18 protein-coding genes are annotated in these 20,144 nt (G+C 36.7%); all 18 read left to right on the top strand.

Annotated elements, in window-relative coordinates; all coding sequences use genetic code 11:
- Positions 1-84 precede the first annotated feature (84 nt).
- The 18 genes from HMPREF1864_RS02735 to HMPREF1864_RS02650 all read left to right on the top strand — a co-directional run bounded on the left by HMPREF1864_RS02735 (position 85) and on the right by HMPREF1864_RS02650 (position 20,046).
- Entirely contained in the window at positions 85-786 is a 702-nt protein-coding gene (locus HMPREF1864_RS02735; protein WP_062571316.1) for an ABC transporter ATP-binding protein, read from the top strand.
- A 7-nt stretch (positions 787-793) separates the two neighbouring features.
- Entirely contained in the window at positions 794-4,795 is a 4,002-nt protein-coding gene (locus tag HMPREF1864_RS02730) for an FtsX-like permease family protein (RefSeq protein WP_062571315.1), read from the top strand.
- Positions 4,796-4,982: 187 nt separating this feature from the next.
- Positions 4,983-5,900 (top strand): quinolinate synthase NadA, encoded by a 918-nt coding sequence (gene nadA, locus HMPREF1864_RS02725; protein ID WP_062571314.1) that lies wholly within the window; start codon positions 4,983-4,985, stop codon positions 5,898-5,900.
- Between the two features lies 1 nt (position 5,901).
- Complete coding sequence (locus HMPREF1864_RS02720) at positions 5,902-7,164, top strand: L-aspartate oxidase (protein WP_062571313.1); 1,263 nt, start codon at positions 5,902-5,904, stop codon at positions 7,162-7,164.
- On the top strand, positions 7,136-7,981 hold the full coding sequence (gene nadC / locus HMPREF1864_RS02715; protein ID WP_062571312.1) for a carboxylating nicotinate-nucleotide diphosphorylase: 846 nt from the start codon (positions 7,136-7,138) through the stop codon (positions 7,979-7,981). Before HMPREF1864_RS02720 ends, nadC begins: the two co-directional genes overlap by 29 nt.
- Positions 7,982-7,988: 7 nt before the next feature.
- Positions 7,989-8,498 (top strand): transcription repressor NadR, encoded by a 510-nt coding sequence (locus tag HMPREF1864_RS02710; RefSeq protein WP_062571311.1) that lies wholly within the window; start codon positions 7,989-7,991, stop codon positions 8,496-8,498.
- A gap of 157 nt (positions 8,499-8,655) precedes the next feature.
- Positions 8,656-8,943 carry a DUF2089 family protein gene (locus HMPREF1864_RS02705; protein ID WP_062571310.1) on the top strand — a complete coding sequence of 96 codons (288 nt, stop codon included), beginning with the start codon at positions 8,656-8,658 and terminating at the stop codon, positions 8,941-8,943.
- Positions 8,936-9,205 (top strand): hypothetical protein, encoded by a 270-nt coding sequence (locus HMPREF1864_RS02700; protein WP_062571309.1) that lies wholly within the window; start codon positions 8,936-8,938, stop codon positions 9,203-9,205. The genes HMPREF1864_RS02705 and HMPREF1864_RS02700 overlap by 8 nt, the downstream gene beginning before the upstream one ends.
- Positions 9,206-9,406: 201 nt before the next feature.
- A complete protein-coding gene (locus HMPREF1864_RS02695; protein ID WP_062571308.1) occupies positions 9,407-10,537 on the top strand; it encodes a stalk domain-containing protein in 1,131 nt (376 codons plus the stop codon).
- Positions 10,538-10,744: 207 nt separating this feature from the next.
- Positions 10,745-11,647 carry a substrate-binding domain-containing protein gene (locus HMPREF1864_RS02690; protein ID WP_062571307.1) on the top strand — a complete coding sequence of 301 codons (903 nt, stop codon included), beginning with the start codon at positions 10,745-10,747 and terminating at the stop codon, positions 11,645-11,647.
- A 17-nt stretch (positions 11,648-11,664) separates the two neighbouring features.
- Positions 11,665-12,573 (top strand): phosphate ABC transporter permease subunit PstC, encoded by a 909-nt coding sequence (gene pstC / locus HMPREF1864_RS02685; RefSeq protein WP_062571336.1) that lies wholly within the window; start codon positions 11,665-11,667, stop codon positions 12,571-12,573.
- Complete coding sequence (gene pstA, locus HMPREF1864_RS02680) at positions 12,566-13,447, top strand: phosphate ABC transporter permease PstA (RefSeq protein WP_062571306.1); 882 nt, start codon at positions 12,566-12,568, stop codon at positions 13,445-13,447. Before pstC ends, pstA begins: the two co-directional genes overlap by 8 nt.
- Positions 13,447-14,202, top strand: a complete 756-nt coding sequence (pstB, locus tag HMPREF1864_RS02675) for a phosphate ABC transporter ATP-binding protein PstB (RefSeq protein WP_062571305.1) — start codon at positions 13,447-13,449, stop codon at positions 14,200-14,202. The genes pstA and pstB overlap by 1 nt, the downstream gene beginning before the upstream one ends.
- The gene (phoU, locus tag HMPREF1864_RS02670; RefSeq protein ID WP_062571304.1) at positions 14,202-14,840 is read left to right on the top strand and encodes a phosphate signaling complex protein PhoU; all 639 of its coding nucleotides are present in this window, start codon (positions 14,202-14,204) and stop codon (positions 14,838-14,840) included. The genes pstB and phoU overlap by 1 nt, the downstream gene beginning before the upstream one ends.
- A gap of 31 nt (positions 14,841-14,871) precedes the next feature.
- Positions 14,872-15,552, top strand: a complete 681-nt coding sequence (locus tag HMPREF1864_RS02665; protein WP_062571303.1) for a response regulator transcription factor — start codon at positions 14,872-14,874, stop codon at positions 15,550-15,552.
- Between the two features lies 1 nt (position 15,553).
- Positions 15,554-17,218 carry a sensor histidine kinase gene (locus tag HMPREF1864_RS02660; RefSeq protein WP_062571302.1) on the top strand — a complete coding sequence of 555 codons (1,665 nt, stop codon included), beginning with the start codon at positions 15,554-15,556 and terminating at the stop codon, positions 17,216-17,218.
- Positions 17,219-17,660: 442 nt separating this feature from the next.
- On the top strand, positions 17,661-17,969 hold the full coding sequence (locus HMPREF1864_RS02655; protein ID WP_062571301.1) for a DUF6110 family protein: 309 nt from the start codon (positions 17,661-17,663) through the stop codon (positions 17,967-17,969).
- 1 nt (position 17,970) lies between these two features.
- Positions 17,971-20,046 (top strand): heavy metal translocating P-type ATPase, encoded by a 2,076-nt coding sequence (locus HMPREF1864_RS02650; RefSeq protein ID WP_062571300.1) that lies wholly within the window; start codon positions 17,971-17,973, stop codon positions 20,044-20,046.
- Positions 20,047-20,144: the final 98 nt, after the last annotated feature.

Below are 20,144 nucleotides of genomic sequence, written 5' to 3'. Positions count from 1 at the left end.
ATTAATTAACGCTCAGTCATGGGCGTTTTTTTATTTTTAATTATCTTATTAGCTTTTAATGATATAATAAGCCTAGGTGATATTATGGCTTTTATCGAAGTTAAAGACCTCTCAAAAGTTTACACAATTGGTGAAAGGTCTGTTATGGCTAATGATAAATTAAATTTTGAAATAGAAAAAAATGAGTTTGCAATTATTCTTGGTGCATCAGGTGCAGGCAAGTCAACTTTTCTAAATATTTTGGGAGGTCTTGACACAGCGTCTTCTGGAGACCTCTTAGTTGATGGGAAAAATATTGCAAAGTATAGTGAAAGAGAACTTACTACTTATAGGCGTTACGATATGGGCTTTGTTTTTCAATTTTACAATTTGATTCCAAACTTGACAGCTCTTGAAAATGTTGAGCTTGCCAGTCAAATTGTAAAGCATGCTAAGGACCCAGTTGAAGTTTTAAAGTCTGTGGGCCTAGGCGAGAGGATGGATAACTTCCCATCACAATTATCTGGTGGAGAGCAACAAAGGGTTTCAATTGCTCGTGCCATTGCAAAAAATCCCAAGCTTTTATTGTGTGATGAGCCAACAGGTGCCCTTGACTACAAGACTGGTAAGCAAATTTTAAAACTCTTGCAGGACCTTACGAGGACAACAGACACCACTGTGGTCCTTATAACCCACAACTCTGCAATTAAAAATTCAGCGGACAGGCTAATTGAAATTTCTGATGCTAAGGTCAAGGATATTTTTGTTAACGACAAGCCAAGGGACATTATGGATATAGAATGGTAGGTGGAGTGTGAAAGCTCGCGACAAGGATAATCTCAGGGAGATAAAAAATTCTCTTCCAAGATTTATCTCAATAATGATAATTGTCTTTCTCGGAGTTTTTGTCTTGATTGGACTTATTTCCACAGGCAAGATTATGAGGAAGACAATTGATGATAAAATTGAAAAATTAAATCAAGAGGACATAAAGATTTCCGTTCCCATTGGACTTGAAGATAAAGACCGACAAATTATTGAGGACCAGGATGACATCAAGGAGCTGGAGTATGGCTACGACAAGGATGTCTTTCTTGCTGGCGATCCAACTGTTATAAAAGTTTTAAATATGCCCTATGAAATTTCCAAGCCAGAAATAATTGAGGGAAGAGAGCTTAGGGGTCCTGATGAAATTATTTTGGATGCCAGGATGAAAAGAACTGGGAGCAAAATTGGGGACACAATAAGATTTAAGGAAGACAAGGACAAGGATGAGGGTAAGACCCTAAAGAGACTTTCCTTTAAGGTAGTTGGCTTTGCAAATTCTTTGGACTTTCTTCAAGAGAACAATACAGCCTATTCAGAAAGAGGTTATGGTAAGATTTCTTATTTTGCCTACATCGACGATGGAAACTTCTCTGGGGATCCAACTCTTGCCAAGATAAAGTTTTTGGGGACTGAAGGCTTAAATACTGCAGATAAGAAATATGTTGACTACATGGACAAGAAGAAGAGGACTCTAAAAATTGACTTGAAGTCTAGGCCCAAGGAAAGACTTGCCTCCATCCAGGGAGAAATTTCTGGTAAGATCACCGATGCAGAGGACAAGATTAGCGATGCAGAAACTAAGTTGTCTGATGCAAGGGACAAGCTAGTCAAGGGTCGAGAAGACTTAAACAAGGGTAAGTCTGACTACAAGAAGGGCCTTGATAAGTACAATAAGGAAAAGGGCAAGGCAGAGTCAGAAATTTCCAAAAACAGAAATAAACTTTACAAGGCATCTGTGGAAATAGATGATGGTGAAAGAAAGTTAATTGATGGTTACGAAAAATTAAATGATGGTAAGAAGAAACTTGACCATGCCAAGTCTGAATTAAATTCTGGAAGAAAGAAGCTTACAGAAGGCAAGGAAAAGTATCAAAAGGGACTTGGAGAAGTTGAAGCTTCAGAAAAAGCCCTAAGGCAGGGAGAGGACCAACTAGCTGACGGAAGAAAAAAACTTGATTATGGATGGAATAAGATAGAGGAATCGAGGAAAAAACTTGCTGAGGGTATGAAAAAGTATGAAGAGGGAGAAAGAGAATACCAAGCTGGGATGACTCAACTTGAGGCTGGCAAAAAGAAATTAGTTGCCCAAATGGGAGCTTCTTCCTATGAAGATGCGGTAGAAAAAATCTATGCCCTTAACAAGGCTTTGGAAAGTGGAGAAGACTTAGTTAAAAAACTCCCTTCCATAGAAAATGAAATTGCAAAAACTTCTTCCCAAATAAGCCAAGTAAATAGTGGTATTTCCCAAATTGATAGTCAGCTTTCTGCTTTAAAAAATTCTCTAAATAGTCCTGACCTGTCAGATGAAGAAAGAAAAAATATAGAGGGACAAATTGTTGGACTTGAAGGGAAAAAATCAGAACTGGAAAAAAATAAGGCTGACTTAAATAGAAAGTTAGACTTCCTAAAGACATCGAAAGAAGAAATCGACAAGGCCATGGAAGAGATCAAGAAGGAAGTCCCAGGTGGAATCACTGGCAACTTGGCTGACTTAAAGGCAAAATTAAAAGAAGGCAAGGCTGGGATTGCTGCTATCCAAGAAAATGAAAAGAAACTTGTAGCAGGCAGGGCCACTCTTGATGCCAGCAAGAAGCAAATAGAAGATGGAAAGAGGCAACTTGAAGAAGGAATTGCCGAGGCAGAAAAGGGAGAAGCTGAGTATGCCAGGAACAAGGGTGAAATCGAGGAAAACAAGAGAAAACTTCAAGAAGCCAGAGAAGAATTAGACAAGGCAAAAAATAAACTAAATGAATCTGAAGAAAAATTAAATAAGGGGACTGCTGACTACGAGTCTGGCAAGAAAGAATACGAGGAAAAGTACAATGACTACGTTGAAGGCAGGGAGAAACTTTCAAGAGCCAAGGAAAAATACTTGTCTGGAAGAGATGAGCTAGACAGGGGTCAAGAAAGACTTGATAAGGAACTAAAAACTGGTAAAAAACAACTAAATGATGCCAAGTCAAAGCTTTACAAGGCAGAAAAAGATTTGAAAAAGGGCGAAAATGAATACCAAGACAAGTCCCAAGAGGCTGAAGAAAAAATTTCTGATGCAAGAGGAAAGATTGCTGATGGAAGAAGGTACCTTAGCCTAATCAAGCAACCTCGTTATACAATCACACCAAGGCACTTAGAAACAGGCGTCAACACCTATCTTGATTATGCGAAGAGAGTTGACGGCCTATCACTTATCTTTCCAATATTTTTCTTTGCAATAGCCCTCCTAGTTTGTTTCACAACAATGACTAGGATGGTGGATGAAAACAGACTCATCATTGGAGCCTACAAGGCCTTGGGTTACACCAATAGAGAAATTGGAAAGAAGTTCTTCCTCTATGGGTCCCTAGCATCCTTAATAGGGGGGACTCTGGGAGCAATTACTGGGTCTTACCTCTTGACCTATATAATTGGGAATGCCTACTCAACAAAGACAATTTTTGAAAACAAATTGTTGATAAGCATCTTCCCTCTAAGAGTTATATTTGCCATTGTCATGGGATTTTTATTTACCAGCGTGGCTGCCATGATAAGTGTAAATAAAAACTTGGAAGAAAAGACAGCCGACCTCTTGAGGGCAAAGGCACCGGCCAAGGGAAACAGAATTCTTTTGGAAAAAATTCCCTTTATTTGGAACAGGATGAGCTTTCTATCAAAGGTAACAGCAAGAAACCTATTCTTGTCAAAGAAGAGGATGTTCATGACAGTGGTGGGAGTCCTAGGTTGTGCCGCCCTCTTAGTCCTTGGATTTGGAATTGCCGAATCAGTAAAGGACGTTGAGCCCCTACAATTTAAAAACATTTTGAAGTACGACATATCTGTCCTTTACGACAGAGACCTTGACCAAGGCTCCTTTGAAAAGTATAAAAAATCTCTCCAAGGGAAAAATTTATCCTATACAGAAGTCTATGAAGAATTATTCACTGTGGACTACGATGAAATCGATCAAGCAGTTAATGTAATAGTCCCAAGTGACAAGGAAGACTTCAAAAAGTATGTGTCACTCTTTGATAAGGACACAAAGAAAGAATTAGAACTTCCAAAGAGGGGAGTCATAATAACAGAAAAATTATCCAAACTTAAAAAATTAAAAGTTGGCGACCCACTAGAGATAAGTGACGTCTATGGAAATGACTTCGAAGTAGAAGTCGCTGGCATCAGTGAATTTTATATAGGCCACAATATCTACATGGACAAGGACTACTTTGAAAAAGTAACTGGATCAGACTTCAAGGCCAACACCGACCTCATAAAAGTTCCAAGTAACTTTGACAAAGATTCCTTTATAAAGTCAACAATAGAAAAGAAGTCCGTCTTTAACATAGGAAATGTTGACGACATGAAGGACATCTTAAATCAATTTTTGTTTTCAATAACTAAGATTGAGATCATAATTCTAATAGTGACAAGTATTTTGGAAATAGTTGTCCTCTACAACCTCACAAATATAAACATCGAAGAGAGGATAAGAGAAGTCTCAACAATAAAAGTCCTTGGCTTCTATCCAAGAGAGACAACATCATACATTTACAAGGAAACCTATATCTTGGCAATAATTGGAATACTCATTGGACTCTTCGTGGGGAAAATCCTCCACTACTCAGTCCTACAAAGGGTAGTTCCCTTTATGGCAATGCTGCCAGAAGACTTGAGCCCAAGGCCCTTCATCCTGGCAGGAATAATAACAGCCCTTGTAAACACATTAATAATGATAATCTTCCACTACAGGATAAAGAAGATAAAGGCCTTAGACGCGTTGAAGTCAAACGAATAAAATTTATAGAGAAGAGCAAGTGTTAAATGGCACTTGCTTTTTTAGTGGAAACTTATTTTAGTTGTTAGACTTAGCAAATAAATTTAAATTTTTAAGTAAGAGAAGCTTAGTGTATATACACTTGACTTGTCCTGTCTACTTCTTTGTAATATAATTTTAAGCAAAATTTATTAGGAGATTGGTGAAATTGAAAAATTTAGAAAATTTAACTTTGGAAGAAAAAATTGAAATATTAAAAAAATTAAAGAAAGAGAGGGATGCTGTTATACTTGCACACTTTTATGTTGATGAAGAGATTCAAGCTGTGGCTGACTACATAGGAGATTCTTTTTTCTTGGCTCAAAAGGCTACAGAATTAAAAGAAGACACTATAGTCATGGCAGGAGTTTACTTCATGGGAGAAAGTGTTAAGATTTTAAATCCAAGCAAGAATGTTTTGATGCCCGACCTTGGAGCAGATTGTCCCATGGCCCACATGGTAAGCATTGAAAAAATTAAGAAGATGAGAGATAAGTATGAAGAGCTTGCAGTTGTGACTTACATAAATTCTACTGCAGAGATTAAGGCTTATTCAGATATTTGTGTAACATCTTCTAACGCTGCAAAGATTGTAAATAAGTTAGAAGAAAAGAATATATTTTTTGTTCCAGATAAAAATCTTGGAGCTTATATCAAAAAATCCTTGCCAGATAAAAATGTTATTTTAAATGATGGCTACTGTCCTGTTCACGATGAGATAGACCTTGAAGATGTGAAGGCCTACAAGGGCAAGGTAAAAATTTTGGCTCATCCAGAATGTAGGAAGGAGGTCTTGGACCTTGCTGACTTCATTGGATCTACAAAAGCCATTATTAATGAAGCAGGAAAGTATGATGATGTATTAGTTGTCACTGAAGAAGGAATTTTTACTGAGTTAAAGAAAAAATATCCAGAGGTTAACTTTAGAAAGCTTTCCAAGGGACCAATTTGCAGTGACATGAAAAAGTTAAGTGTAGATAAGATCATTGAGATCTTAGAAGAAAATAAAAATCAAGTGGAGGTCCCAAGAGAAATTAGAGAGAGGGCTTTGAAACCACTTGAAAAAATGTTGGAGTTAGGTGCATAAGATGAAAAAATTTGATGTTTTAATTGTTGGTTCAGGCCTTGCTGGTGTCAGCACAGCCCTAGAGTTAAGTAAAGATTATAAGATTGGTCTTGTAACAAAGAAGAAGCTTGAAGATTCAAACTCTTATCTTGCCCAAGGTGGGATAAATGTATTAAGAGATGAAGGCGACAGGAAAGTTTTTATTGAGGACACCATGAAGGCAGGCCACTACAAAAATAATTTGAAATCCGTTGAGACTATGGTGGACAAGTCACAAGAGGCAATTGGTTTTCTAATTGATCTTGGAGTTGAGTTCACAAAGAAAAATGGTCAACTTGATTACGCAAGAGAAGGAGGTCACTCTGCATCGAGGGGACTTCACATTGACGATGAAATTGGCAAGGGAATCTTAGATGTCCTCTATAAAAGACTAAGGGAAAGACCAAACATAGAAATATTTGAAGACACTCCCATAGTCGATCTTATTGTAAAAGATGGCAAGTGCTATGGTGCAAGGTCCCTTGATGAAGTCTTTATCTCTACTAATGTTGTTCTTGCAACTGGTGGACTTGGTGGACTCTTTGACAAGTCCACGAACTTCCCACATATTTGTGGTGACGGACTTGCCATGGCCATAAAAAATGGAGTCAAGCTTAAGGACATTTCCTACATTCAATTTCATCCAACATCTCTTTATGAAGAGGGAGTTGAAAGGCAATTTTTGATTTCTGAATCTGCAAGGGGAGAAGGTGCAGTCCTACTTAACCACAAGGACGAGAGATTTACAGATGAAATGAGGCCAAGAGACATAGTAGCAGGCGCCATAAAAAATGAAATGGAAAGAGAAGGAGTAGACTTTGAATTTTTATCAATGAAGCCCCTTGGAGAAGAAAGAATTCCCAAGAGATTTCCAATGATTTTTGATGAGTTAAAAGCAAGAGGCATAGACCCTAGATACGAAAACATTCCAATAGTTCCCTGCCAACACTACACCATGGGAGGAATAGAGTGTGACATCGAAGGTAGGACTAACCTAGAGGGACTCTTTGTTGTTGGTGAGGCTGGCAATGTTGGTATTCATGGTTCCAATAGACTTGCCTGCAATTCACTCTTAGAGTGCCTAGTCTTTGGAATAATTTTGGCAGACTACTTAAATGAAAATAAACTTGAAGAAAAAGAAATAGACTTTACAATTGACACAAAAGATCTTGATGGAGAAGATAAGAAAAAAATTATTTTTGAAAGGATAAGAGAAGATGAGAGAGCTAAAGCCAATCTTAATTGACAAGTATATACTTGCAGCTCTAAGGGAAGACTTGACAAGTGGCGACATTACAACAGAAGCCATCTTAAGAGATGAAAGGGCTCAGGTAAATTTAATTGCCAAGGACAAGGGTATACTTGCAGGTCTCGATGTCTTTAAGAGGGTCTTTAAAATTTTAGATGATGGAGTGACTTTTGAATTTTATTTTTCTGATGGCGATGAGGTTAATAATAAGGATTTAATTGGAAAAATAAGTGGAAGTGCCAAGGCAATCTTAGAGGGGGAAAGGACAGCTCTAAACTTCTTGCAAAGGATGAGTGGGATTGCAACTTACACAAAGAAAATGGTTGATGCCCTTGACAGCGACCATGTAAAAATTCTTGACACAAGAAAGACCACACCTAATATGAGGGTTTTTGAAAAATATGCAGTGACACTTGGTGGAGGTTACAACCACAGGTACAATTTATCTGATGGGATTATGCTAAAGGACAACCACATTGATGCGGCTGGTGGAATAACAAGTGCAGTTGAACAAGTGAGGACCCTAAATCCCTTTGTAAAGAAAATTGAAGTTGAAGTAGAAAATTTTGACCAAGTGAGGGAAGCCTTAGAGGCAAAAGCTGATATAATAATGTTAGACAACATGGATATAGAAGAGATAAAAGAAGCCTGCAAGATAATTAATAAGAAAGCCATTATTGAGTGCTCGGGCAATGTCAAACTTGAAAATATTAATTCTTATAGGGACCTAGACATTGATTATATTTCTTCAGGTGCAATCACTTATGGGGCAGGAGTCCTTGACCTATCCATGAAAAATTTGAAAATCTATTGAGGGAGATATGTTGGATCCAAAATCAAGAAGAGAAGACTTGTTAAAATTTTTATACGAAAGTCAAAAACCTATGTCTGGAGAAAATTTGGCAAAAAAGTTTGATGTCACAAGGCAGGTTATAGTCCAAGATATGGCAATACTCAGAGCCAGTGGCAAGGATATTGTCTCAACTAATAGGGGCTACTATCTCAACGAAGCCAGGACCCAAAAAGTTTTTAAGGTAAAGCACAGTGACAAGGACATAAAGAAAGAATTAGAAGCCATTGTTGATCTGGGTGGACTTGTTAAGGACGTCATGGTTCATCACAAGGTTTATGGTGAGATAAAGAAAGATTTAAATTGTTCATCGCGAAGAGATGTAAAAATATTTTTAGAAAAGATGAATGAAGAAAAGTCCAAACCCCTTGACGTCTTAACTGGTGGGGTCCACTACCACACAGTAGTAGCAGAGAACGAAGAAGTCATGGAAGAAATAGAAGTTGTCTTGGGCGAGCTTGGATTTTTAATAGAAGACTAAAGAGTTAGGAGACTAGCTCTTTTTTTATGTTTGGGTTATTGTTGTACACTTTTTCAAAATAAAATTAAATTGATAGTCGAATAAAATTAAAAAGTAGAAGATTAATATTGAATATTATTAGAAAATAAGTTAATATAAAAGAGAAAGGAGTATTGTAATGGAGAATGATTGGATATTTAATCTCGATGATAATGAAATAGCATTTATTAAGCAGTTCATTTTATCATCTGGATCATTGAAGAGCATGGCTAACTATTACGATAGTTCCTATCACATAATCAGGAATAATCTCAATCAGTTAATTGAAAAGGTAAAGCTTATGGATGTGGATGAAGATGCATATGTGAAGTTCATTAAGTCTTTAGCTCTGCAAGATAAATATGATTATGAGACTACGAAGAAACTGATTGATAAATACAATGAAAGGAGGGAAGCGGATGAGTAGAGAGTTATTGCTTCTTTACTTGGTGATAGGTATTGTTTTAGCTGGACTTGAAATTTACGTTGGTAAAAGCAGAAAAGCAAATAAATGGATTATACCTGGTGCAGTTTGGATTATTACGATTGCTGTAGCCATACCATTTTCAGTGAATTTTGGTGCTTTTTCTTCGTTATTGCAGGCTGTCGTTTTGGTAGGATTTTATATGGAAGATTGGCTTCATAGAAGGAATAGTGATGACGAAAAATTCAAGATAAAAAACTTATGATGAATGCATCATTCGAAAATTTATCTCGATAGGTTAAAGCGGCAAATCGAAGGGTTTGCTGCTTTTCTTTAGTGGACGCTATCAGGCGTCTTTTTTTATTGCAAATTTAACCTAGTAGCGTGTTGACATAAAGTTATGACTTCTATACAATTGAGTTATAGATAAACGTTAACCTATATTTATTATAGACAAGGAGAAATTATGAAAAAGACGAAACGATATTTTATTTTATTTTTATCTCTTGTAATGTTACTCTCAACAGTAAATGTTTTTGCTGTGAGACATAAGGAGAGAGATATAGCTTTAAATGGAATTATTGTAAATGACCACATTGTTTACAGTGATGTCTACCCTTACATTAAAAATTCTAGGACTTATGTGCCTATAAGATTTATAGCTGAAGAACTTGGCTATGATGTTAAGTGGGACGGAGCCAATAAAAAGGTAACAATGACAAGTGACGGCACTACAGTTGAACTTACTATAGGTTCAAATAAAATGATGGTAAATGGAAAGGCAGTTCTTTTAGATGCTCCAGCAGAAATAAGAGACGACAGAACTTTCGTACCACTAAGAGCCATTGCTGAAGCCTTTGGAGAAAAGGTAGATTATTCTAGCGATTATAGGGCAGTTTATATTGGGGACAATCCAAAGTACAATGCCTTCTATAAAGTTGTATATTATTATGAAAAGAAAGAAACTGTTATTTCTGAATATACAATTAATATTGCAACATATAAAATGGATGTAAATGGAAATGTAACTAGATTTGGATCAATAAAAGAACTTGTAAATGTAGTTTACGATGACTTCTACGATTATGGAGTAAGTGGAGTTTCCAAATATGGAGTAACAACTTATAAGACTCAATATATTCAACCGAAGGAAGAAGTAAAGTATGTTAAAGCTCCAAAAACTAATGTAGCAAAGGAAAAACAACTTAAGGATGCATACTACGTTGTATCAACAGATGATATTCTTGTAGGTTCATGGTATGGTCCTGGTGGTTATAATGATTATGATAATGGAGTTACCTACCCTACAGATAGGTACACATATATTACAAGTCTAGGCAATGGTAGATATAAACTTACTAATAGAGTAATATTAGGTTCAGATAAAAATTCTGAGTACTTTACAGAACAATATGGATACTACGATAAGAATAAAAATGCCTTGGTAGTAGAAAAGTCACATAGCACTTATGGAGAAAAAGGATATTTCGAAGGTATGAATTCTGAATCTCTTGCTGGAGAGTATTATCTTGAAAACTCTTATACAAAATTATCTTGGAAAAAGGTAGGATCTTCATATTATATGGATAAGTATTAAAATTTAATAAGCTTGTTTATGAAGGACACTAAGGGACTCGTTAACTCGAGTCTCTTTTTTATTGAGCATTTATCAAAATTTTTTCTTGCATTTAAAAATTCAAAATAATTTACACAAAATTTACAAAAGACTTCTTGGCAATTTACAAAGCAAAACTATAATGACCATGAAATAAAAAATAAATCAATTTTGAAAGGATGAAAATTAATGAAGTTAAAAAGTTTTGGTAAGCTTGCCGTTGTTCTTGCCCTTGGTGCAAGTCTTGTTGCTTGTGGAGGAAACAAAAAGGAAGAAGCCACAGCTAATGCTGGTGGAAAAGATGAAGGCAAGGCTCTTGGAAGAATTAATGTTATTACAAGGGAACAGGGTTCTGGTACAAGGTCAGCCTTCACTGAATTAACTGGAGTTCTTGTTAAGGATGGCGACAAGGAAACTGACAAGACCTATGAAGAAGCTGCTGTTCAATCTTCTACTGATGCAGTTCTCACAGCAGTACAAAATGACCCTGCATCCATTGGTTATATTTCTCTTGGATCTTTAAATGATGATGTTAAGGCTCTAAAGCTTGAAGGAGTTGAAGCGACTCCAGAAAATATTAAGGCAAACACTTATAAGCTTGCAAGACCTTTTAACCTTGCTTACAAAAAAGACCTAGATGAAAAATCTATGGACCTTGTTAAGTTTGTAATGTCTGATGAAGGACAAAAGATTTGTGAAGAGGAAGGTTATGTTGGCGATGCAAAGGGTGAAACTTATGCACCAATTGACAGCGATGCAAAGTTAACTATTGCAGGTTCAACTTCTGTAACTCCTCTCATGGAAAAACTTGTTGAAGCCTACAAGGTTAAAAACCCTAAGGTTACAATTGATATCCAATCTAATGGTTCATCAGCTGGTATGACTGCTGCAATGGAAGGAACTGCACAAATTGGTATGGCATCAAGAGAACTTAAGGACGAAGAAAAGAAGGCTCTTGACTTCACTGTTATCGCAAGAGACGGTATCGCAGTTATCGTAAACAAGGAAAATCCTGCAGAAGATGTAACTATGGATGAGCTACAAAAAATCTTTACTGGAGAATTAAAAGATTGGTCAGATCTTGCAAAATAAAATGCAAAGGAAATAAAATGGAAAATATTAATGTAAAGGTACCTAGGGATGAAAAGTGGACCAGGACATTTTTGTGGGAAGAAGTATCTAAGTACTTCTTCCTACTTTGTTCTGTACTTTCAATTTTCTTCTTACTCCTAATTTGTCTATTTATCTTCAAGGATTCAATAGGATTTTTTGGCAAGGTGGGAATGAAGGATTTTATCTTTAATGACTCTTGGGCACCTATGAATCAACCACCAACTTATGGAATCTTACCAATGATACTTGGCTCAATAATTATTACAGCCCTATCTTGTTTGGGAGCAGTGCCAGTTGCCATTATGGTGGCAGCCTACTTGGCCTTTGACTGTCCCAAAAAGTTTTACAAGATTTTAAAGCCAGGACTCAATTTAATGACAGGGATTCCATCAATTGTTTATGGTTTCTTTGCCCTAACAATTATTGTGCCTATTAATAAACATATTTTTGGTGGAGATGGGATGAATATTTTAAGTGCATCAATCTTGCTTTTAATAATGATTCTACCAACAATAATTTCTATGGCAGAGGCATCACTTAGGACAGTGCCAAAGTCTTACTACTCAGGATCACTTTCTCTTGGTGCATCTCACGATGAAACTATAACAAGGGTAATGATACCTGCTGCAAGATCAGGAATCTTTGCTGGGATAATCCTTGGCATTGGTCGTGCCATTGGCGAAACTATGGCAGTAATCCTAGTTGCTGGTAATCAAACAAGACTTACACTAAACCCTCTCAAGGGAATTAGAACTATGACAACAAATATTGTTATGGAAATGGCCTATGCTGCTGGCGACCACAGGCAAGCCCTAATAGCAACAGCAGGAGTCCTATTTATTTTTATCCTAATTATAAACACAAGCTTCTTCATAGTTAAAAATAGGAGAGAAAAAAATGACTAAAATAATTGTCCTAGGTCTTTTGGGCCTCTTTATAATTTCAATTCTTGGACTTCACTTTGTTGGCAAGATGTCCTTTTACAAAATAAGTACAAGACTTTTTTCTGCTATGACTCTTGGGGTCCTAGTCTTTATAGTTTTGTTTGTTGTAGTAAAGGGAGCAATGTCCTTTAAACCAAGTATGCTATCACTTAAGTATTCAACAGAAAATCTCTCCATGGGTCCTGCCATTTTAACAACACTTTTAACAGTTGTCCTTTCAATTTTATTGGCGTCACCTATTGGAATCTTTACTGCCATCTTCTTAGTTGAGTACACTAGGGTGGAAAATAAATTAGTAGGGGCAATTAGGCTTGCAACAGAAACTCTTGCAGGTATTCCTTCTATTGTATATGGACTTTTTGGGATGTTGTTCTTTGGACTAAAATTGAAAATGGGCTTCTCAATAATTTCTGGTGTCCTAACAGTTTCTATTATGATTCTGCCAATTATTATTAGGTCAACAGAAGAAGCTTTAAAGTCAGTTCACCCATCAGTGAGACAAGGATCACTTGCCCTTGGTGCAGGTAGGCTTAGGACAATCTTTAAGGTTGTCTTGCCAATAGCAATACCAGGAATCTTATCAGGCATAATTTTATCTGTTGGTCGTGTAGTTGGAGAAACTGCTGCCCTTATGTACACACTGGGGACAGCAACATCACTTCCAACATCTATTAAATCATCATCAAGGACTCTTGCCCTTCACATGTACGTCCTTTCATCAGAAGGCAAGCACGTTGGAGAAGCCTATGCGACTGGTATGGTCCTCTTGATTTTGGTTTTAATTATTAACTGGTCTTCTACAAAACTTGCAAACAAACTTAGTGAGGTTGAATAATGAATACAAAAATGAGCCTTAAGGACTTGGACCTTTACTATGGAGACTTCCAAGCCCTTCACAAGATAAACTTAGACATAAAGGAAAGGGAAATTCTTTCCTTCATTGGACCATCAGGTTGTGGCAAGTCTACCCTATTAAAATGCTTAAATAGGATGAACGACTTAGTCCTTGGCTGTAAGATTGATGGAGAAATAAAACTTGATGGCGAAGACATCTACGCCAAGAATTATGATGTAAATAAACTTAGGAAGAGAGTGGGTATGGTCTTCCAACAACCCAACCCCTTCCCAATGAGTATCTACGAAAACATTGCCTATGGACCAAAGACTCATGGGATAAAAAACAAGACTGAGCTTGATGAGATTGTCGAGTCATCACTTAAGCAAGCTGCCATTTGGGATGAAGTAAAAAATGATTTAAAGAAGTCTGCCCTTTCCATATCAGGTGGGCAACAACAAAGGCTTTGTATAGCAAGAGCTCTTGCAGTTAATCCAGAAGTAATACTAATGGACGAACCAACATCTGCCCTTGACCCAATCTCCACAGGAAAGATTGAGGACCTTGCCCAAGACCTAAAGGACAAGTACACAATTGTAATGGTAACTCACAACATGCAACAGGCATCGAGGATATCTGATCAGACTGCCTTCTTCTTAAATGGAGTAATTGTTGAGAAGGGAAAGACTGTGGACATCTTTACAAACCCAAGGGAAGAAAAAACTGAATTGTATGTAACAGGAAGGTTCGGCTAATGAGAAAAAGATTTGATGAAGAATTAAGACACTTAAACGACTTGCTCTTGGAGATGGCAAGCCTAAATGAATCTGCAATTAAAAAGGCAATTTCACTTTTAGATGAAAAGAATAAGGATATTGCAGAAGATGTCATCCAAGACGAAAAGAGAACAGACCAATATGAAAAAATTATTCAAAACCAATGTCTTAAAATTTTTGTAGAGCAACAACCTGCAGCAAGTGACCTTAGGATGGTATCTTCTGCTTTGAAGATGATAACAGACCTAGAAAGAATTGGGGACAACGCAAGAGACATTGCAGAAATTTGCATGGGACTGCCTGATGATTGCGACAGGTCAAGCCTAGCACTTATTAAAGAGATGGCTGAGACAACAGTGAACTTGTTAAACAGGTCCATTGATTCCTTTGTGAATTTAGATCTTGATCTTGCGAAGAAAATTGACCATGAAGACGACGTGGTCGACAAGTATTTTGTAATGATAAGAGACCAATTAATTGATATAATTAAGTCAGATTTTGACCCAGGAGTTGCCATTGATTTTATAATGATTGCCAAGTATCTGGAAAGAATTTCTGATCATGGAGTTAATATTGCTGACTGGGTAATTTTTACTCTAGAAGGTTCAAGAACTTAAGAAGAAATCAAAAATTTATAAGGATGATTTTATGTTAATTTATCTCGTTGAAGATGATACATCTATTTTAAAATTAATTGAATACTCCCTAAAGACTAAGGGATATGAGGTTAGGGCCTTTGAAAGGGGCAAGGACTTTTTCAAGTCTCTTGACGAAAGAAAACCTGACCTCGTCCTCCTTGACATAATGCTTCCAGACATAGATGGGATTGAAATTCTAAAAAGACTTAGGGCAAGAGAAGACACTTCTGACACCTGGGTCATAATGATTACTGCCAAGACGTCAGAATACGATGTGATTTCAGCCCTTGATGAGGGAGCAGACGACTACATCAAGAAGCCCTTCTCTGTCATGGAACTCTTATCAAGAGTTGGGGCAGTGGAAAGACGTGCTGGCAAAAAAATTGTTGACCAGGGAGTCCTGGACTACAATGGCATTGTCATTAAGGACAAGAACAGGTCCGTTACAATTGATGGAGTTCAAGTTGACTTCAGCTTAAAGGAGTATGAGGTTTTAAAATACTTGATTTTAAATAAGGACATAGTTATCTCTCGTGAGAAGCTCTTAACAGAAATATGGGGCTATGATTATGAGGGAGAAACTAGGACAGTGGATATGCACATAAAATTAATAAGGGACAAGCTTGGCAACAAGAGAGTCTGCATCAAAACTATTAGGGGAATTGGTTATATGATGACCAAGGAGGAATAAGATGAAGAAAAGATTTTTCAGATACCTTCTTGGCATTGCCCTCTTGACCTTATTTTTATCAACTGTGGCATCTATGTTTATTTTTTACTCTGGCTATGCCAAGAGGTCCAACGAGGACTTGCGAAGCATCGTCATGACCATGGGGGAAAGTCTTAATGAGCATGAAGATGATCTTGCCTACTTAGAAGGACTTGCAAACAAAAAATTAGACTTTAGGATAACTTTGATAAGAGATGATGGACAAGTCCTTTACGATTCAAAGAAGGATGTAAAGCTCTTACCATCTCACAAGGATAGACCAGAAGTAATTGAAGCAAAAAGACTTGGCTATGCTCAAGTGGAAAGATATTCCAAGACACTTTCCAAGGACCTTTACTATGTCAGCCTAAGGCTCGATGATGGAAATATGATTAGGATCTCGAGAGAGATGGACAACCTAATTGGTGCCTTTACCAAGGTTCTTCCCCTTGACATCTTAATGTCTTTAGTGATTTTTATAGTGGCAGCCCTAGTTTCAAAGACCTTAACAAAAAAGACCTTTGACCCACTAAACAATCTTGAAGAAGACCTACTTAGTATCGACACAAATATTTTTCCAGAGCTGAGTCCCTTCATCAATAGGATAAAAAAACAAAAGATTACTATAGATGAAAACTACAAGGAGATTGCAAGAGAAAGGGACACAATTAATACAATCCTAAAAAATATGAGAGAGTCCCTTGTTATTGTTGACGAAAATAAAAACCTCTTGGCAGTAAACGACTCTGCGAAAGAAATTTTTAAATCCAAGAGAGAAATCCTTGGAGAAAATATTATTAACCTAATAAGAGATGAAGAAATTTTAAAAATGACTGACCATGCCCTTATGGGTAAGAGCATCGAAGCCATAACAAGAATTGGCGACAGGGACTACAAGTGCTATGTCAATCCAGTCTATGAAGACAAGAGGGTGAGGGGACTTTTGATCCTCTTCATTGATGAGACAGAAGAGATTAGGGCTCTAAGACTTCGTGAAGAGTTCTCATCAAATGTCAGTCACGAGTTAAAGACTCCCTTGACATCAATCTCTGGTTTTTCAGAACTTCTTGTAAACAACTTGGTAGAAGACAAGGACAAGGAAGCCTTCTATAAATTAATTTATGACGACTCCAAGAGACTCCTAAGTCTTGTTGAAGACATTATGAAAATTTCTGGACTTGAAAATGCAGGAGACTATGACAAGGAAGAAGTTGACCTGAGAGAAATAATTTCTGAAATCCTTAAGGGATATGAAAACTTAATTGAAGAAAAAAATCTTGAAGTTAACTTTGAAGGTCTTGGTACTGTCTTTGAAAATAGGACTATGATCTGGGAACTCTTCTCCAACTTAATCAACAATGGACTTAAGTACAACAAGGAGGGGGGAAGGCTAGACATAAAAATTTCTGAAGAAGAAAAAGACTACAAGATTGTAATTGCTGACACAGGAATTGGAATTCCACAAGAAGACCTTGCAAGGATCTTCGAAAGATTTTATAGGGTGGACAAGTCAAGGTCACGTAGAGTTGGTGGAACAGGTCTTGGCCTCTCAATAGTAAAACACATCTTGCAAAACATTGGAGGCAAGGTAAAAATTTCTTCACAACTTGGTCAAGGTACTAGCTTTGAACTACTATTAAAAAAGTAAAAGCGATAAATTAAAAAAAACTTTTAATAAAATAAACTCAATTGACCTATAGGGGTTGGTTTAAAAAATCAACTCTTATAGGTTTTTTATTACAAGTAAACTTTCTCTATAAGAAAGACTTCTTAAGTCAATTTAATAGGGCTTAAAACAATACAGGCTTTGAGAAATTATAAGAGTTTCAAAATTGAAATCGAAAATCAATTTATATTATAATGACTATTGATGATAAATGTAATCAAAATCAAAGGAGAAGTCTTTAACAATATTAAGATTTCTTTTGAGTAGTTATAAATTAGTAAATAATTGATTTTGAATATCACTATATTATTGAAAATTTAGTTTGAAATTTTGATAAATAAAAAAATTTTTTTAAAAAAATGATTGTAATTTATAGATTATTGGGTATAATGAAGGCGAAGAAAAAATTTAGGAGGTTTTTATAATGAATAAGAAATTAATTAATTTAGGTTTAGGTTTAGTAGCAGGTGCTCTTGGTGGAAAAATTCTTACATCAGAAACTGCAAAAAAATTAGCAGTTAACACAGTTGCTGGTGGATTAAAAATCAAAGAAGGCATCGACAAGAACCTTGAAACAGTAAAAGTTACAAGTGAAGACATTCTTGCTGAAGCAAAAATTAAAAAGGCAGAAGACGAAAAGAAAGAAGCTGAAAGAAAGGCTCAAGTAGACATAGAAAAAGTTGCTGAAGCAGAAGTTGTTGAAGAAGTTGTTGAAGAAAAAGTAGAAGACTAAAATGATTGCTTCTATTGCTAGCAGGACTCTAGGCAGGGCTCGTTTCACTTATGAAGGGGTCCTACCAGAATCCAATGTTAATAAATTAAAATACAAAATTGAAAAACTTGAGGGAGTTAAGTTTTGTAAAATTTCTCCCCTTGCCAATTCAATAACAGTATCTTATGAAGAAAAATTTCTTCCAAAGATTGCAAGATTTATCTTGGACTTCGACTTAAGTGACTTAGATGACTTTGAAGTCGATGATCCTGACTTTGTCCCACAAAACAATAGGGAAGTATTTCACATCTTGCGAGACGCCATGTACAGGAGGATTTTCTTTACAAAAATTCTGCCAATGCCTTTGAGACCAATTGGCGTAATTATAAAATCAATTCCTTACATCAAGGCTGGCTTAAGGAGCCTTAAGAATAGAAAACTTGACGTGAGCCTTCTTGATGCAACAGCAATTGGTGTATCTATACTAGGTGGAGAATTTGGTGATGCAGGTAATATTATGTTCTTGCTAGAACTTGGCGAAGAACTAGAAGACTACACACTAAAGAAGTCTAAGGATGACTTGGCTCAGTCCCTAAAGTTAAATGTTGACAAGGTCTTTGTAGTTGATGGAGACAAGAAGTATTTGAAGAAGCTTGAAGAGGTTGAAATCGGTGACCTCGTTGAAGTCAATATGGGTTCAACTATTCCTGTTGATGGAGAAATAATAAGAGGTTACGGTATGGTCAATGAGGCCTCCCTAACTGGTGAGTCTCTGGCCGTTAAGAAGACCGAAGGCAAGACTGTTTTTGCAGGCACTGCCCTAGAAGAGGGAGCTCTTTTAGTAAGGACTGCCAAAAAATATGACGACTCAAGAATCAATCATATAATAGAATTAATTGGAGAAAGTGAAAAGAATAAGTCTCTTGCAGAAAAGAAGGCAGAATCTCTTGCAGATTCAATTGTAAAATATTCCTTCCTTGGAGCTGGTATAACTTATCTTTTGACAAGGAACTTTATCAAGGCCAAGTCCTTCCTAATGGTGGACTTCTCTTGTGCCCTTAAACTTACAATGCCAATTGCAACAATGAAGGCAATCTCATCGGCATCAGAAAGGGAAATTCTTGTAAAGGGTGGAAGGTATCTTGAAAAGTTGGCACACGCTGACTCCATAGTCTTTGACAAGACAGGAACTCTTACAAAGTCAGAACCAAAAGTTGAGAAGGTAATTGCCTTCTACGACCACGATGAAGACGAATGTTTAAGAATTGCAGCTTGTCTTGAAGAACACTTCCCACACTCAATTGCCAATGCAGTTGTAAAGGCTGCTAAGGATAAGAACCTAAAGCACGAAGAAATGCACTCAAAACCAGAGTACATTGTGGCTCATGGAATAAAATCAACAATTGAAGGAAAACCTGCCTTAATAGGATCTGCTCACTTCATACTTGAAGATGAAAAGATCCAAATCGACAAGGAACAAGAAAATAAAATTGAAGAGTTAAAGGAAGACTACTCACTTTTATACCTTGCCTTTGATGACAAACTAATTGCAGTAATTTGTATCAAGGACCCAGTACGTGAAGATGCAAAATTCACTATTGATGCCCTAAGACAACTTGGCTTCACTAGGATTGCAATGCTAACTGGCGACGCAGAAAACTCTGCTAGAGCTGTGGCAGAAGAACTTGAACTTGATTATTACGAGTCACAAGTCTTACCAGAAGACAAGAAAAATTATGTAGACAGGGAAAAGGAAGCAGGCAGAACTGTAGTTATGATTGGAGACGGAATCAATGACTCCATCGCTCTTTCATCAGCAGATGTTGGAATCTCAATGCATGAAGGTGCAGACATAGCAAAAGAAATTGCAGACATATCTATTAAGTCTGACTCGCTAAAGGAACTCATCGACGTAATAAAAATTGCAAGAGCTCTTGAAGGAAGAATCCACAGAAATTACAGAGAAATTATTTCCTTTAATGGAGCCCTAATTATTCTTGGAGTCTTAGGTTATGTGACAAACACTCGCTCAGCCTTCCTTCACAATGCATCAACAGTTGCCATTGCCGGAAGAAATATGAGAGATTATAAAATTTAAAATTTAATTTAAGTAAAGATAAAGCCCTAGTGGCTTTATTTTTTTGTGGTATGACGGGCATGTTCTAATGCTGGGGTGAAATTCCCTACGGAGCGTAG

Source organism: Peptoniphilus sp. DNF00840, assembly GCF_001553125.1.
Lineage (GTDB): Bacteria > Bacillota > Clostridia > Tissierellales > Peptoniphilaceae > Peptoniphilus_A > Peptoniphilus_A vaginalis.
Note: the sequence above shows the minus strand (reverse complement) of the source record. Positions and strands in the feature narration are given on the sequence as shown.

Excerpts from the sequence above, each read along its gene's own strand:
- pstB (WP_062571305.1), top strand. The coding sequence starts at position 13,447 with ATGAATACAAAAATGAGCCTTAAGGACTTGGACCTTTACTATGGAGAC.
- HMPREF1864_RS02690 (WP_062571307.1), top strand. The coding sequence starts at position 10,745 with ATGAAGTTAAAAAGTTTTGGTAAGCTTGCCGTTGTTCTTGCCCTTGGT.
- HMPREF1864_RS02695 (WP_062571308.1), top strand. The coding sequence starts at position 9,407 with ATGAAAAAGACGAAACGATATTTTATTTTATTTTTATCTCTTGTAATG.
- HMPREF1864_RS02655 (WP_062571301.1), top strand. The coding sequence starts at position 17,661 with ATGAATAAGAAATTAATTAATTTAGGTTTAGGTTTAGTAGCAGGTGCT.
- HMPREF1864_RS02720 (WP_062571313.1), top strand. The coding sequence starts at position 5,902 with ATGAAAAAATTTGATGTTTTAATTGTTGGTTCAGGCCTTGCTGGTGTC.
- HMPREF1864_RS02705 (WP_062571310.1), top strand. The coding sequence starts at position 8,656 with ATGGAGAATGATTGGATATTTAATCTCGATGATAATGAAATAGCATTT.
- phoU (WP_062571304.1), top strand. The coding sequence starts at position 14,202 with ATGAGAAAAAGATTTGATGAAGAATTAAGACACTTAAACGACTTGCTC.
- HMPREF1864_RS02735 (WP_062571316.1), top strand. The coding sequence starts at position 85 with ATGGCTTTTATCGAAGTTAAAGACCTCTCAAAAGTTTACACAATTGGT.
- pstA (WP_062571306.1), top strand. The coding sequence starts at position 12,566 with ATGACTAAAATAATTGTCCTAGGTCTTTTGGGCCTCTTTATAATTTCA.
- HMPREF1864_RS02660 (WP_062571302.1), top strand. The coding sequence starts at position 15,554 with ATGAAGAAAAGATTTTTCAGATACCTTCTTGGCATTGCCCTCTTGACC.
- HMPREF1864_RS02665 (WP_062571303.1), top strand. The coding sequence starts at position 14,872 with ATGTTAATTTATCTCGTTGAAGATGATACATCTATTTTAAAATTAATT.
- pstC (WP_062571336.1), top strand. The coding sequence starts at position 11,665 with ATGGAAAATATTAATGTAAAGGTACCTAGGGATGAAAAGTGGACCAGG.
- nadC (WP_062571312.1), top strand. The coding sequence starts at position 7,136 with ATGAGAGAGCTAAAGCCAATCTTAATTGACAAGTATATACTTGCAGCT.
- HMPREF1864_RS02700 (WP_062571309.1), top strand. The coding sequence starts at position 8,936 with ATGAGTAGAGAGTTATTGCTTCTTTACTTGGTGATAGGTATTGTTTTA.
- HMPREF1864_RS02650 (WP_062571300.1), top strand. The coding sequence starts at position 17,971 with ATGATTGCTTCTATTGCTAGCAGGACTCTAGGCAGGGCTCGTTTCACT.
- HMPREF1864_RS02710 (WP_062571311.1), top strand. The coding sequence starts at position 7,989 with ATGTTGGATCCAAAATCAAGAAGAGAAGACTTGTTAAAATTTTTATAC.